The organism is Pseudonocardia nantongensis, assembly GCF_046546495.1.
Classification (GTDB): domain Bacteria; phylum Actinomycetota; class Actinomycetes; order Mycobacteriales; family Pseudonocardiaceae; genus Pseudonocardia; species Pseudonocardia nantongensis.
The window spans coordinates 310,249-323,890 of the sequence record NZ_JBKGXT010000003.1; the positions used below are offsets into that span (position 1 = coordinate 310,249).

Annotated in this window: 16 protein-coding genes; 13 read left to right on the forward strand and 3 right to left on the reverse strand. The window is 73.1% G+C overall.

Features of this window, described 5'->3' with window-relative positions:
* The first annotated feature begins 82 nt into the window (after positions 1–82).
* The 5 genes from ACLFMI_RS05215 (at position 83) to ACLFMI_RS05235 (ending at position 4,129) form a co-directional block, all read left to right on the forward strand.
* On the forward strand, positions 83–676 hold the full coding sequence (locus ACLFMI_RS05215) for a TetR/AcrR family transcriptional regulator (protein WP_410946574.1): 594 nt from the start codon (positions 83–85) through the stop codon (positions 674–676).
* On the forward strand, positions 673–2,091 hold the full coding sequence (gene purB / locus ACLFMI_RS05220) for an adenylosuccinate lyase (RefSeq protein ID WP_410946575.1): 1,419 nt from the start codon (positions 673–675) through the stop codon (positions 2,089–2,091). Before ACLFMI_RS05215 ends, purB begins: the two co-directional genes overlap by 4 nt.
* 10 nt (positions 2,092–2,101) lie before the next feature.
* A complete protein-coding gene (locus ACLFMI_RS05225; RefSeq protein WP_410946576.1) occupies positions 2,102–2,959 on the forward strand; it encodes a phosphoribosylaminoimidazolesuccinocarboxamide synthase in 858 nt (285 codons plus the stop codon).
* Positions 2,960–3,115: 156 nt separating this feature from the next.
* Positions 3,116–3,478 carry an SPW repeat domain-containing protein gene (locus tag ACLFMI_RS05230; protein WP_410946577.1) on the forward strand — a complete coding sequence of 121 codons (363 nt, stop codon included), beginning with the start codon at positions 3,116–3,118 and terminating at the stop codon, positions 3,476–3,478.
* 69 nt (positions 3,479–3,547) lie between these two features.
* Positions 3,548–4,129 (forward strand): TetR/AcrR family transcriptional regulator, encoded by a 582-nt coding sequence (locus ACLFMI_RS05235; RefSeq protein ID WP_410946578.1) that lies wholly within the window; start codon positions 3,548–3,550, stop codon positions 4,127–4,129.
* A 62-nt stretch (positions 4,130–4,191) separates the two neighbouring features.
* On the opposite strand, the gene ACLFMI_RS05240 is transcribed toward ACLFMI_RS05235, so the two are convergent.
* Entirely contained in the window at positions 4,192–5,142 is a 951-nt protein-coding gene (locus ACLFMI_RS05240) for a sugar-binding transcriptional regulator (RefSeq protein ID WP_410946579.1), read from the reverse strand.
* 148 nt (positions 5,143–5,290) lie between these two features.
* Between ACLFMI_RS05240 and ACLFMI_RS05245 the strand changes: the two genes are divergently transcribed.
* The 6 genes from ACLFMI_RS05245 (at position 5,291) to ACLFMI_RS05270 (ending at position 11,574) form a co-directional block, all read left to right on the forward strand.
* Positions 5,291–6,388 (forward strand): alcohol dehydrogenase catalytic domain-containing protein, encoded by a 1,098-nt coding sequence (locus ACLFMI_RS05245; protein WP_410946580.1) that lies wholly within the window; start codon positions 5,291–5,293, stop codon positions 6,386–6,388.
* A gap of 11 nt (positions 6,389–6,399) precedes the next feature.
* Positions 6,400–7,716 carry an RbtT/DalT/CsbX family MFS transporter gene (locus ACLFMI_RS05250; RefSeq protein WP_410946581.1) on the forward strand — a complete coding sequence of 439 codons (1,317 nt, stop codon included), beginning with the start codon at positions 6,400–6,402 and terminating at the stop codon, positions 7,714–7,716.
* Positions 7,717–7,762: 46 nt separating this feature from the next.
* The gene (locus ACLFMI_RS05255) at positions 7,763–9,481 is read left to right on the forward strand and encodes a dihydroxyacetone kinase family protein (RefSeq protein ID WP_410946582.1); all 1,719 of its coding nucleotides are present in this window, start codon (positions 7,763–7,765) and stop codon (positions 9,479–9,481) included.
* A 10-nt stretch (positions 9,482–9,491) separates the two neighbouring features.
* A complete protein-coding gene (locus tag ACLFMI_RS05260) occupies positions 9,492–9,998 on the forward strand; it encodes a ribose-5-phosphate isomerase (protein ID WP_410946583.1) in 507 nt (168 codons plus the stop codon).
* On the forward strand, positions 9,998–10,717 hold the full coding sequence (locus tag ACLFMI_RS05265; protein WP_410946584.1) for a GolD/DthD family dehydrogenase: 720 nt from the start codon (positions 9,998–10,000) through the stop codon (positions 10,715–10,717). The genes ACLFMI_RS05260 and ACLFMI_RS05265 overlap by 1 nt, the downstream gene beginning before the upstream one ends.
* Before the next feature lie 86 nt (positions 10,718–10,803).
* The gene (locus ACLFMI_RS05270) at positions 10,804–11,574 is read left to right on the forward strand and encodes a DUF2334 domain-containing protein (protein ID WP_410946585.1); all 771 of its coding nucleotides are present in this window, start codon (positions 10,804–10,806) and stop codon (positions 11,572–11,574) included.
* 73 nt (positions 11,575–11,647) lie between these two features.
* On the opposite strand, the gene ACLFMI_RS05275 is transcribed toward ACLFMI_RS05270, so the two are convergent.
* Positions 11,648–12,007, reverse strand: a complete 360-nt coding sequence (locus tag ACLFMI_RS05275) for a VOC family protein (RefSeq protein ID WP_410946586.1) — start codon at positions 12,005–12,007, stop codon at positions 11,648–11,650.
* On the reverse strand, positions 12,007–12,639 hold the full coding sequence (locus tag ACLFMI_RS05280; protein WP_410946587.1) for an MBL fold metallo-hydrolase: 633 nt from the start codon (positions 12,637–12,639) through the stop codon (positions 12,007–12,009). Before ACLFMI_RS05280 ends, ACLFMI_RS05275 begins: the two co-directional genes overlap by 1 nt.
* A 22-nt stretch (positions 12,640–12,661) precedes the next feature.
* Here ACLFMI_RS05280 and purS point away from each other — a divergent pair, with 22 nt between their 5' ends.
* Both purS and purQ read left to right on the forward strand, forming a co-directional pair.
* Positions 12,662–12,895: a phosphoribosylformylglycinamidine synthase subunit PurS gene (gene purS, locus ACLFMI_RS05285; RefSeq protein WP_029239885.1), complete on the forward strand. Its 234-nt coding sequence runs from the start codon at positions 12,662–12,664 to the stop codon at positions 12,893–12,895.
* Entirely contained in the window at positions 12,892–13,575 is a 684-nt protein-coding gene (gene purQ, locus ACLFMI_RS05290) for a phosphoribosylformylglycinamidine synthase subunit PurQ (RefSeq protein WP_410946588.1), read from the forward strand. Before purS ends, purQ begins: the two co-directional genes overlap by 4 nt.
* Positions 13,576–13,642 lie beyond the last annotated feature (67 nt).

Below are 13,642 nucleotides of genomic sequence, written 5' to 3' on the forward strand. Positions count from 1 at the left end.
CCGGCGAGCCGCGGGCACGGCTCGCCGCGGCGAGACCGGAATGTCACTCGGCAGGCGGCGCCGACCAGGGCAGGATGGGCCGGTGGCGACCCCGGGGAAGCAGACCGAGAAGGGCGAGCGCCGCCGTGCCCAGCTGGTGGCGGCGGCCGCCGCGCTGCTCGCCGAAGGTGGGTTCGACGCGATCCGGCACCGGGCCGTCGCCGAGCGGGCCGGGGTGCCGCTGGCCGCGACGACATACTACTTCTCCTCGCTCGACGAGCTGGTCACCGCCGGTGCCGAGCAGGTCGCCCGGGACGAGCTCGACGACGCCCGCGCGGCGCTGGACGCCGGCGACGATCCAGCAGAGATCGTCCTCGACCTGCTGCTCGGCCCGCTCTCGCGCAGCGGCGGCCTGCATGCGGTGCTGCTGCGGTTCGAGCGGCTGGTCGGGGCCGGGCGGCGGCCGTTCCTGGCCGACCTCATGCGCGAGCAGCGGGTCGAGCTCGACGAGCTGCTCACCGAGTCGCTGACCCGCGCCGGGTACCGGCCGGAGTCCGGCGGCGTCCGCCGGATCACCGCGCTGGTGGACGGCATCGTCATCTCCGGGCTGATCGAGGCCGCCCCCGATCCCCGCGGGATCGGCCGGGAGGCGCTGCGCGAGGCCCTGGCCGACGGCGATTACCATCGCGTCACGTGATTCCCAACGTGCTGGCCGCGCGCTACGCGAGCCCGGAGCTGGTCCGTCTCTGGTCGCCGGAGTACAAGATCGCGCTGGAGCGCCGGCTGTGGATCGCGGTCCTGCGCGCCCAGCGCGACCTCGGCATCGAGGTTCCCGAGCAGGTGGTCGCCGACTACGAGGCCGTCGTGGAGCAGGTGGACCTGGCCTCGATCGCCGAGCGCGAGCGGGTCACCCGGCACGACGTGAAGGCCCGGATCGAGGAGTTCAACGCCCTCGCCGGCCATGAGCACGTGCACAAGGGCATGACCAGCCGGGACCTCACCGAGAACGTCGAGCAGCTGCAGATCCGGCTGTCCCTGGAGCTGGTCGCCGACCGGACCGTCGCGCTGCTGGCCCGGCTCGGCCGCCGCGCCGGTGAGTACGCCGAGCTGGTGATGGCCGGCCGCAGCCACAACGTCGCCGCGCAGACCACCACCCTGGGCAAGCGGTTCGCCTCCGCCGCCGACGAGCTGCTCGTCGCGCACGGCCGGCTCGAGGACCTGCGCTCGCGTTACCCGCTGCGCGGGATCAAGGGCCCGATGGGCACCTCGCAGGACATGCTGGACCTCCTCGACGGCGACGAGGCGAAGCTGGACGAGCTGGAGGAGCGGGTCGCGGCGCACCTCGGGTTCGCCGCCGGGTTCACCAGCGTCGGGCAGGTCTACCCGCGCTCGCTGGACCACGACGTCGTCACCGCGCTGGTGCAGCTTGCCGCGGCGCCGTCGTCGCTGGCCACCACGATCCGGCTGATGGCCGGGGCCGAGCTCGCCACCGAGGGCTTCGCCCCCGGCCAGGTCGGTTCCAGCGCCATGCCGCACAAGATGAACGCGCGTTCCGCGGAACGCATCAACGGCTTGATGACGATCCTGCGCGGGCTCTCGGTGATGACCGCGGACCTGGCCGGATCCCAGTGGAACGAGGGCGACGTGAGCTGCTCGGTGGTACGCCGGGTCGCGCTGCCGGACGCGTTCTTCGCCCTGGACGGGCTCTACGAGACCGCGCTGACCGTGCTCGACGATTTCGGCGCCTACCCCGCGGTGATCGCCCGCGAGCTGGACCGCTACCTGCCCTTCCTCGCGACGACCGCGGTGCTGATGGCCGCCGTCCGCGCCGGGGTGGGCCGGGAGACGGCGCACGAGGTGATCAAGGAGCACGCCGTCGGTGTGGCGCTGGCGATGCGCGAGCAGGGCCAGGCCGACAACGACCTGCTGCAGCGCCTCGCCGGCGACGACCGGCTCGGCCTGCCCGCCGGGACGCTGGAGGGGCTGCTCGACGGCCCGCTGCGGTTCACCGGCGCGGCGTCGGCCCAGGTCGCGGCCGTCAACGAGCAGATCGCCGCGATCACCGCGAAGCACCCCGAGGCCGCCGCGTACACGCCGTCGTCGATTCTCTGAGAGGGATCCTGTGAAGCTCGTCCACTCCGGCAAGGTCCGCGAGCTCTACCTCGACGAGTCGGTGGACCCGGCCGAGCTGCTGCTGGTCGCGTCCGACCGGCTGTCGATCTACGACGTGGTGCTGCCGACGCCGGTCCCGGACAAGGGCGCGATCCTCACGGCGCTGTCGCTGTACTGGTTCGACCGGACCTCGGACCTGGTCGGAAACCACGTGCTCGGCACGCACGACGTCCCGGCCGAGTTCGCCGGGCGCGCGGTGCGCTGCCGCCCGCTGGAGATGCTGCCGGTCGAGTGCATCGCCCGCGGCTACCTCACCGGCCTGGGCCTGCAGGAGTACGGACGCGACGGCACCGTCTCAGGCGTGCGGCTCCCGGACGGGCTGGTCGAGGGCTCGCAGCTGCCCGAACCGATCTTCACCCCGACCACCAAGGCCCCGGTCGGCTCCCACGACGAGTTCATGACCTTCGACGAGGTCGTCGCCACGGTCGGGGGGGACACCGCCGAACAGCTGCGGAGCCTGACCCTGGAGGTCTACCGGCGCGGCGCCGCCGCGGCCGCCGCGGGCGGGATCCTGGTCGCCGACACCAAGCTGGAGTTCGGCCGGGACACCGACGGCGGGATCGTCCTGGGCGACGAGGTGCTGACCCCGGACTCGTCCCGGTTCTGGCCCGCCGACTCCTACGAGCCCGGCCACGTGCAGTTCAGCTTCGACAAGCAGTACGTGCGCGACTGGTCGGCCGGGCTGGACTGGGACCGCACCGCGCCGGGGCCGGAGGTGCCGGAGGAGGTGGTGCAGGTCGTGCGAGAGCGCTACGCGGAGGTGTACCGCCGGATCACCGGCACGTCCTGGACCTCGCCCACGTCCTGACCGGCCCGCCGCGCGGGTCGTGATCGGATCCCGGGCGACGTCCGGCGTCGGGAGGTGGTGGGCCCCCCAGTCTTGACCGGCCGGCCAACCAGGGGTAGACCGGGATGTGTCCGGAGAGGGACTCCCCACGGGGACACACGAAGAAGGTGGATCGCGATGGTCGAGAGGTCATGGCAGCGCTGGCAGGACTGGGCCGCGCTGGTGATCGGTGTGCTGACCGCACTGTCTCCCCTCGTGACGACGACTGATGCCGCCGCCGCGTGGACGCTGGTCGTACTCGGAGTGCTGCTCGCGGCGAGCGCGTTGTGGTCGCTCGGGGCGCCGGGATCGGTGTCGAGCGAGTACGTGCACGGCGTGCTCGGGGTCCTGCTGTTCATCGCCCCCTGGGTGATGAGCTACAGCAACCTCACCGGGGCGTCCTGGACGTCCTGGGCCGCCGGGGTGCTGGCGGTGATCGTCGCCGCCACCGCCCTCCCGGCCGCGAACGCCGCGCACCGCGGAGCGATCGCGGCGCACTGACCGACGGTTCCCGCGGGCCGCGACCGGTGACGGTCGCGGCCCGCTTCGTGTGCGCGGGAGGATCGGGAGATGGCCGAACACGACACCGAGGGCGAGCCGGCGCGGGAGCGGATCCTCGTCGCGAGCGAGGAGCTGTTCGCCGAGCTCGGTTTCGACGCGACCCCGACGTCGAAGATCGCCGCCCGGGCCGGTGTACCGAAGGGCTTGGTGCACTACTACTTCCGGCGCAAGGCCGACCTGCTCGAGGCGCTGGTGGAGCGGCTGCCGGCGGACGTCGTCCGGTGCTCCGACGTGATCGTCCCCGGTGACCTCCCGGCCAGCCTGGACGGTCTGGTCGCGGCCCTGGACCGCTCGCAGGACGACTCGTACGTGCTGTCGCACCTGCTGTGGCGGGAGGCCGACACGCACTCGGCCGTCCGGGACGTGCTGAACCGCCGCTTCGACGAGCTCGTCGCCGCCGTCCGCGAGGTGATCGTGACGGCGTCCGGGCAGCCGGACTCGGAGCGGGTCCGGGGCGCGGCGCGGCTGCTCGCCGCCGCGATCGGGCACCGGCACGCCACCGCCCGGCACGCACCGGACGACGCGCGGCCCCCGGCCGCGGACCGGATGGACGCCGAGCTCGGCGTCGTGGTCGCCGCCCTGCAGGCCTGAGTGCCTGGTCGGACCGGCCGGCGCTCGTCGCCGGGGTGGCCCCGGCGGCGAACATGCGTGGCTCAGCCGCCGTCGAGGGAGGCCAGCAGCGCCTGCGCGGTCGGCGCGTCGGTCACCAGGCGGTTGAACAGCCCCGCCCGGGCCGCGCCGACGATGCTCGGCACCTTCTCCGCGCCGACCGCGACGGCGATCGTCCGCGGCACCTTCTGCAGCTCCCGGGGTGAGATCCGCACCATCCGGTCGCTCCCCGGGAAGTCGATCGGTCCGCCGTCCGAGCGGTAGAAGTTCAGGCAGACGTCCCCGACGCCGTCCTGCAGCCCCTCGTCGTCCAGCGGGACCGAGGTGGAGATCGAGTCGCGACCGGCAGGCGGCGCACCGATGCCGACCAGCGCCGCGGCGGCGTCGGTCCAGAACCCGGTGACCCGGCGGAACTCGGGGTCCTCGGCGAGCGTGTCGCGCATCGCCGGTGACGGCATCGCCGGCGCGAACAGGAAGTGCGGACGTCCCTGGATCCGCTCCGCGACGGCTCGGGTGATCTCGTTGGTCTGGTGCCAGGCCTCCGGCTCGGCCACCCCGCCCACGGTCGGAACGATCTCGCAGCCGGGTACCAGGGGCAGCGCCTCGTGGCTGAGCTCCCAGACCGTCCGTCCCGACGACACCAGCAGCACGTCCCCGGATCCCAGCCCGGCCTCGCGCAGTGCCTCGCCGACCGGCTCCACCAGGGACGGCCCGAGACCGGTGGCCGCGGACGGTGCCAGCCAGGTCTTCTCGATCCCCAGGGCCTCGGCGAGCCGGACCGCATCGTCGCCCCGGGCGCGCAGGGTGTCCGGATCGTGCACGGTGATCTGCACGATCCCGACGCGGCGGGCCTCGGCCAGCAACCGGGAGACCGTCGGCCGCGAGACCGTCAGCCGCTCCGCGATCGTGGCCTGGTTCAGCTCGTCCGCGTAGTACAGCCGCGCGGCCCGGTACATCAGCCCGAGGTCACGCCGGGAGAACCCGTTCGGCGCCATCGCCGGCTCCCTTCCGTGCTGGAGTCCACCACCAGTTTTGCACGTTTGTTCATTCTGGAACAGATGTGTTGACCGATGTTCACACGAGAACGCATGCTCACACCAGAGCGCATGCAGATGTCCGCATGGCACCAATGGAGGTTTCGCCGTGACCACTGGGACCCAGATCCCCACCCGGATGCAGGCCGTCGTCGTACACGGCCCGGAGGACTACCGGCTGGAGGAGGTGGATGTCCCGAAGCCCGGTGCCGGCGAGCTGCTCATGCAGGTCGAGGCGGTCGGTGTGTGTGCCAGCGACCTGAAGTGCTACCACGGTGCCGCGAAGTTCTGGGGCGACGAGAACCGTCCCGCCTGGGCCCAGACCGGCGTCACCCCCGGCCACGAGTTCGTCGGGCAGATCGTCGGCGGGGACGACGAGGGCCTGGCGCTGCACGGCGTCGAGATCGGCGACCGCGTCGCCTGCGAGCAGATCGTCCCGTGCGAGGAGTGCCGCTACTGCCGGCGCGGGCAGTACTGGATGTGCGGCCCGCACGACATGTTCGGCTTCCGCAACTTCAACGGCGCGATGGCGCAGTACATGGCCGTCCCGACCCGGGCCCGGGTGCACAAGGTGTCGAAGGACCTGGAGCCGGCGCACGCCGCGTTCGCCGAGCCGCTGTCCTGCGCGCTGCACGCGGTCGAGCGGGCGACGATCTCCTTCGACGACGTCGTGGTCGTCGCCGGCTGCGGCCCGATCGGGCTGGGCCTGATCGCCGGCGCCCGGGCCAAGAACCCGCGCCTGCTGATCGCCCTGGACCTCGACGACGCCAAGCTGGAGCTGGGCCGCCGGACCGGAGCCGACCTCACGATCAACATCGGCTCCGAGGACGCGGTCGCCAAGGTCCGCGAGCTGACCGAGGGCTACGGAGCCGACGTCTACCTGGAGGGTTCGGGGGCCACCCCGGCCGTCGCGCAGGGCCTGAACCTGCTGCGCAAGCTGGGTACCTACGTCGAGTACTCGGTCTTCGGCTCGGAGGTGACCGTCGACTGGTCGATCATCTCCGACGACAAGGAGCTCGACGTCCGCGGCGCCCACCTGGGCCCGCACTGCTGGCCCGCCGCGATCAAGATGCTGGAGGACGGGAAGCTCCCGGTCTCCGACATCTGTACCCACCAGGTGCCCCTCGCGGAGTTCCAGAAGGCCCTCGACCTGGTCGGCGACACCTCCGGTGCGTCGGTGAAGGTCTCCATCCTCCCGAACGCCTGAGAGGAGCACCGATGAGCAGCGCTGCCATCAACCAGCCGCAGAACGAGACCTTCCTCGACCGGATCGGCATCCCGCACTCGTTGCGCTGGGGCTTCGTCGGCGTGCTGGTCTTCATGACCGGCAACGGGACCGAGTCCAACTTCATCTCACCGCACATCGAGTCGGTACTCGGCTCGCCTGCGGAGACCGCCGCGGCGATCGTCGCCGCGTACGGCGTCGCCGTCCTGGTCGGGAGCTACCTGTCGGGCGCTCTGGCCGACCTGTGGGGACCGCGCCGGGTGATGACCCTCGGCGTGGTCGTCTGGGTGGTCTTCGAGGTGCTGTTCCTGCTGAGCCTGCAGCTCGGCAGCACCCCGCTGGTCGCGGTCACCTACTTCTTCCGGGGCTTCGGCTACCCGCTCTTCGCGTTCGCGTTCCTGGTGTGGATCAACGTGGTCACCCCGTACGAGCGCAACGGTGTCGCGGTCGGCTGGTTCTACGTCATGTTCACCGGAGGCCTGCCCACTCTGGGTTCGCTGTTCGCCCTCGGCATGATCCCGGCATTCGGCGGGGCGACCGGCGGCGAGACCGGCGCGATGATCGGGTCCACGGTGCTCGTCCTGGTCGGCTTCCTGATCGCGCGGTTCGCCGTGCACGAGGAGCACGCGACCCGGCGGCTGGCCCCGGCCGGCGAGTCGAACGCGCAGGTCATCACCGCGGGCCTGCGGCTGTCCTGCCGCCAGCCGAAGATCTTCATGGGCTTCCTCGTCCGGCTGATCAACACCGCGCCGCAGTACGGCATGTTCATCATCCTGCCGACGGTGATCGCCACCGAGCTCGGCTGGGGCCAGTCCCGCTGGCTGATCATGACCGTCTTCGTCTACGCGACGAACATCCTGGTCAATGCGGTGTTCGGCTGGGTCGGCGACAAGTGGGGCTGGCGCCGCACCGTGCAGTGGTTCGGTGTCTTCGGCTCCGCCGTCGGCCTGCTGCTCTGGTGGTACGTGCCGCACGCCGTGCCGGCCGGCTCCACCTGGGGCTTCTGGGTCTCGGTCCTCGCGGGCTGCGTGTTCGGCTGCCTGCTGGCCGGGTTCGTCCCGATGGGCGCGATCATGCCCGCGCTGGCACCCGACCACAAGGGAGCCGCGATGGCCATGTACACCACCGCGGCCGGTGGGGCGCAGTTCCTCGGCGCGGCGGTCGTCTACGTGATGCTCGCGCTCGGTACCGGCAACGTCGGGGTCGTCTGGGGCTTCGTGGTCCTCTACGCCGCGGCGTTCGTGATGGTGTCGTTCCTGAACGTCTCCCAGGACGCGACGGCATCCCGCACGGCCGCTTCCGCCCACTAGTCCACACCCCGGGCGCGAGCGCCCGGACCCGCCCCGAGGAGGGGACATGACCAGGATCTTCGACGACCCGGCCGAGTTCGCCGACGACCAGCTCGCCGGCTTCCTCGACCTCTACGCCGACCGTGTCCGAGGGGTGCACGGCGGCGTGGTCACCCACCGCGGCGACGAGCCGCAGGTCGCCGTGGTGGTCGGCGGCGGGTCCGGGCACTACCCCGCGTTCTGCGGGACGGTCGGGCCGGGCCTGGCGCACGGCGCGGTGGTCGGCAACATCTTCACCTCGCCCTCGGCGGCCCAGGCCTACTCGGTCGGCAAGGCGGCCGACCAGGGGAGGGGCGTCATCTTCAGCTTCGGCAACTACGCCGGTGACGTCATGAACTTCGGGATCGCCGCCGAGCGGCTGCGGGCCGAGGGGATCGACACCCGGATCGTGATCGTCACCGACGACGTCGCCTCCGCCGAGGAGGAGCAGAAGCGTCGCGGCATCGCCGGCGACTTCACGGTCTTCAAGGCGATGGGCGCGGCCGCCGCGCGCGGCCTCGGCATCGACGAGGTCGAGCGCCTCGGGCGGGCCGCGAACGCCGCCACCCGCACCCTCGGCGTCGCGTTCTCCGGCTGCACCATGCCCGGTGAGGACGAACCGCTGTTCACCGTGCCGGAGGGTCACCTCGGCCTCGGCCTGGGCATCCACGGCGAGCCCGGGATCCGGGACGTCGAGATGCTGCCGGCCCGCGATCTCGCCGCGCTGCTGGTCGACGAGGTGTGCAAGAACGCCCCGGCCGGCGCCCCGAAGCGGGTCGGCACGATCCTCAACGGGCTCGGCACCACCAAGTACGAGGAGCTCTTCCTGCTCTGGCGGCACGTCGCGCCGCGGCTGCGCGAGGCCGGGCTCGAGATCGTCGAGCCGGAGGTCGGCGAGCTGGTGACCAGCCTGGACATGGGTGGATGCTCGCTGACCCTGATGTGGCTCGACGACGAGCTGGACCCGCTCTGGCGGGCCGACGCCTACACCCCCGCCTACCGCAAGGCTGCCGCGCCGCTGGCGCCGCTGCGCGAGCCGACCCCGGACGAGCTGGCCGAGGCCGAGGCCGTGGTCACCGCGCCGGAGGCGGGCGAGGCCGGCCGGCGGCTGGCCGGCACGGTCCGCACCGCGCTCGCCGCGGTCGAGTCGACGATCCGCGAGCACGAGCACGAGCTGGGCCGGATCGACGCCGTCGCCGGCGACGGCGACCACGGGCGGGGCATGCTGAAGGGCGTCACCGCGGCCACCGCCCGGGTTCGGGAGTCCGGTGACCGGGTAGGCGGTGGATGGCTGCTGCAGCAGGCCGGGCAGGCCTGGGCGGAGCGGGCCGGCGGCACCTCCGGGGTGCTGTGGGGTGCCGCGCTGGAGGCGTTCGGCCGGCACCTGGGTGACACCGCGGACGCCTACCCGGCGGGCACGGTCGCCGCGGGCGTGCGGGAGTTCGCCTCGACGATCCAGCAGCTCGGCGGCGCGCAGCCCGGCGACAAGACGCTGCTGGACGCGCTGCTGCCGTTCGTCGACGACCTGGAGCGTCGGGTCGGCGCGGGCGAGGAGCTCGCACCGGCGTGGGCCGGCGCCGCCGAGGTCGCGACGGAGCAGGCAGGACGGACCGCGGACCTGCGCCCGAAGATCGGCCGCGCCCGTCCGTTGGCCGAGCGGAGCGTGGGTACACCGGACGCGGGGGCGACCTCGATGGGGCTGGTCGTCACCGCGGTGGGAGCCGTGCTGGAGTCGGAACCGTGCTGAAGGAGGACAAGTGAGCGAGAAGCTGCGCATCGTGGTCGGCGCCGACGACGCCGGGTTCGACTACAAGGAGAAGCTGAAGGCCGACCTGGAGGGCGACGAGCGGGTCGCCCAGGTCATCGACGTCGGGGTCGGTCCGGACGGGCACACCGCCTACCCGCACATCGGGGTCGCCGCGGCCCGCAAGATCGCCGACGGCGAGGTCGACCGCGGGCTGCTGATCTGCGGCACCGGGCTCGGCGTCGCGATCTCGGCGAACAAGGTGCCCGGCATCCGCGCGGTCACCGCGCACGACCCGTTCTCGGTGGAGCGCTCGATCAAGTCGAACGACGCCCAGGTGCTGTGCATGGGCCAGCGGGTGGTCGGCATCGAGCTGGCCCGCAAGCTCGTCACGGACTGGCTGGACCACCGTTTCGACCCGCAGAGCGCCTCCGCGGAGAAGGTCGCCGCGCTGAACGACTACGACCGCCGGGACGGCGAGCCGCTCGCCGAGGCCGGCCGGGTGGGGACGGACTGCTGATGTTCGACCTGACCGGCCGGGTCGCCCTGGTCACCGGGGCGGCGTCCGGGATCGGCGCGGAGGCGGCGGCCGCGCTCGCCGCGCAGGGCGCCACCGTCGCCGGCGCCGACCTCAAGGAGGACGGCCTGGCCGGCTGCGCGTCGGCGCACCGGGTGGACGTGGCCGACCCCGATTCCGCCCGGGCCTGTGTGCAGGAGGTTCTCGACCGGCACGGCCGGCTCGACGTCCTGGTCAACTCGGCCGGGGTCGCGCTGCTGGCGCCGGCCCGGGACCTGGGGATCGTCGAGTGGCGCCGGACCCTCGACGTCAACCTGACCGGCTCCTGGCTGATGGCCCAGGCGGCCGGCCGGGTGATGGTCGGGGCGGGGTACGGCCGGATCGTCAACCTGGCCTCGCAGGCCGCGAGCAGCGGGCTGGAGAACCACGCGGCGTACTGCGCGTCCAAGGCCGGGATCAACGGTCTGACCCGCACCCTCGCCGTCGAGTGGGGGCCGCACGGGGTGACGGTCAACGCGATCTCGCCGACCGTGGTGCTCACCGAGCTGGGCCGTGCCGCCTGGGACAACCCGGCCGGCGAGGCACATCGTGCGGAGATCCCGGCCCGGCGCTTCGCCGAGCCGTCGGAGATCGCGGCGGCCGTGGTCTACCTGGCCTCGGCCGAGGCCGCGATGGTCAACGGGGCCGAGCTGAAGGTCGACGGCGGCTTCACCGCGCGGTAGGGAGCGGGTGACCGCGCACCGAAGCTGTCGCCGGACCGCCCCCGGGTCCTCACGTGCGGTTCACGTCGGTCCGGCTCAATGGAGCCATGAGCACCCTGCTGGTGTCGCTGTCCGGACTGACCGACGGCGACGACGCCGACCGCGCCCGGGCCGCCGCGTTCGCCGCCGAGCTGGACCGGCGCGGTGTCCCGCTGACCCACCTGGTGCAGCCGCGCGGTCCGGAGGGTCCGCTGCGGCGCGGCGACGACCTGGTGCGCTGGATCGCCGGCCGGATCCGGGCCGGCGACGACCTGCTGCTGCACGGCTACGACCACACCGCCGACCCGGTCGGGTCCTGGCAGAACGGTGCGGTGCCACGGTTCGGCCGGCGCACCGAGTTCGGCGCGCTGCCCCGGCACGAGGCGGTGCTGCGCCTGACCGCGGCCCGCCGGGTGCTCGCCGCGACCGGGCTGTCCACCGACGGCTTCGCCCCGCCTCGCTGGACCGCCTCCGACGGCACCCTGGACGCGCTGCACGATCACGGCTTCGCGCTGTGTGCCGACGAGACGGCGCTGCGCTCGCCCGGCCCGGACGGCCGGGCGCTGAAGGCGCGGGTGCTCTCGTTCCGCAGCGTCGAGGTGCGGTTGCGCCCGGCCGAGCGCCCGGCCGGGGAGCGGTGGCGGGCTCGCGCGTTGCTGCAGGCCGCCGGTCGCACCGCCGAGCGCGGCGGGACCGTGCGGATCGCGCTGCGTGCCAAGGATCTCCGGAAATCGCACCGGGTCGACGCCGCGCTCGTCGCGATCGACGCCGCCCGCGGCGCCGGGGCGGTCCCGGCGGTGCACCGCGGGCTGGTCGCCGCGGACGTGCCCGCGGCCTGACCCGTACCCGGCAGTGCCCCGGTTGTCCACAGTGTGCGGGGTCGTGTGGACAACCGGGGTCGCCTGTGGATGGTCAGCTCCGCCGCTCGCCCAGCACGCAGAACTCGTTGCCCTCCGGGTCGGCCAGCACCGTCCACGGCTGGCCGGTGTGCTGGCCGACGTTCACCCGGGTCGCCCCGAGCATCAACAGCCGCGCGACCTCGGAGTCCCGCACCCCGTCCGGGCGCAGGTCGACGTGCATCCGGTTCTTCGACCGCTTGCCCTCCGGCACCGGGACGAAGATGAACCCCGGGGCGACCCCGCCCGCGGGCTGGATCTCGAACTCCTCGGGCGAGGCGTTGACGACCTCCCAGTCCAGCGCCTCGGCCCACCAGCGGCCCAGCCGGACCGGGTCGCGGGCGTCGACCACGACCTGCTCCCAGCGCATCCCCATCAGACGGCGACCGCGGTGCCCCGGTCCGGCACCAGGAGGGTGCTGCCCTCCGGGCCGAGGGAGTCGAAGAACCGGTAGTGCAGCGCCGGGTCGGCCAGGGTCTGCTCGTGGATCGGCACCACCTTCCGGGGCGCGACCGCCCGCAGGTAGTCGACGGCCTCGGAGACCTTCAGCCACGGCGCCCCGGTCGGGAGCAGCAGCGTCGCGAGCTCGTCGCGGCCCGGTGGCACGTAGGCGTCGCCGGGGTGCAGCAGCACGCCGTCGACCAGGTAGCCGTTGTTGGCCACCAGCGGGATGTCCGGGTGGATCTCCGCGTGCTCGCCGGACCCGACGACGTCCACCGCGGCACCGCCGAGGTCGAGCCGGTCGCCGGGGGCGGCGGTCCGGGCGTCGATGCCGGTCAGCTGCTGTGCGGTCTGCCCGTCGGTGACCAGCGCCGCGTCCGGGTTGGCGCGCAGCAGGTGCGCCACGCGCTCCGCGTCGACGTGGTCGAAGTGCTGGTGGGTGACCAGGATCGCGTCCAGGCCGTCGAGGGACTCGAAGCCCGACGAGAAGGCTCCCGGGTCGAACAGCAGCCGGGCGGCTCCGGTGTCGACCAGGACGCAGGCGTGCCCGTAGTGGGTCAGGTGCATGCGTTCACCGTAGGCTGAGCGGGTGGCCAGAGTGGTGGTGGACGTGATGCCCAAGCCCGAGATCCTCGACGTGCAGGGTCAGGCCGTGACCCGCGCGCTCGGCCGGATCGGGGTGTCCGGGGTCAGCGGCGTGCGGCAGGGCAAGCATTTCGAGCTCGAGGTCGACGACGCGATCGACGACGAGACCCTGCACCGGCTCGCCGGTTCGCTGCTGGCGAACCCGGTGATCGAGGACTGGACGGTGACCCGGCTGTGAGCAGCGCCGCCACCCGGGTCGGAGTGATCACCTTCCCGGGCACGCTCGACGACGTCGACGCCGCCCGCGCCGTCCGGCGTTCCGGTGCCGAGGCCGTCCGGCTCTGGCACGGCGACCACGACCTGCAGGGTGTGGACGCCGTCGTCGTGCCGGGCGGGTTCTCCTACGGCGACTACCTGCGCGCCGGCGCGATCGCGTCGCTGGCACCGATCATGCGCGAGGTGGTGGACGCCGCCGGTCGGGGCCTGCCGGTGCTCGGCATCTGCAACGGCTTCCAGATCCTCTGCGAGGCGCACCTGCTGCCCGGCGCGCTGATCGCCAACACCGGGATGCACTTCCTGTGCCGGGACCTGGTGCTGACCGTGCAGAACGCGACGACGTCCTGGACCGGCGACTACACCGCCGGTGACCAGCTGCTGGTCCCGCTCAAGTCCCAGGAGGGCCGCTACGTCGCCGACGCAGGCACCCTCGACGAGCTCGAGGGGGAGGGCCGGGTGGTGTTCCGCTACCGCGACGGCGCGCCGAACGGTTCGTCCCGGGACATCGCCGGCATCACCAACGCGGCGGGCAACGTCGTCGGGCTGATGCCGCACCCCGAGCACGCGACCAGCGCGCGGACCGGGCCGTCCACCGACGGGCTGGGCCTGTTCACCTCGGTGCTGGCCCGGGTGGCCGCCTGACCCCGGTGAGGCCGGTCTCGGGGGCGGCCGGCCCCCGGCGGCGCGGCGTCTACCCTGGCGCCGTGAC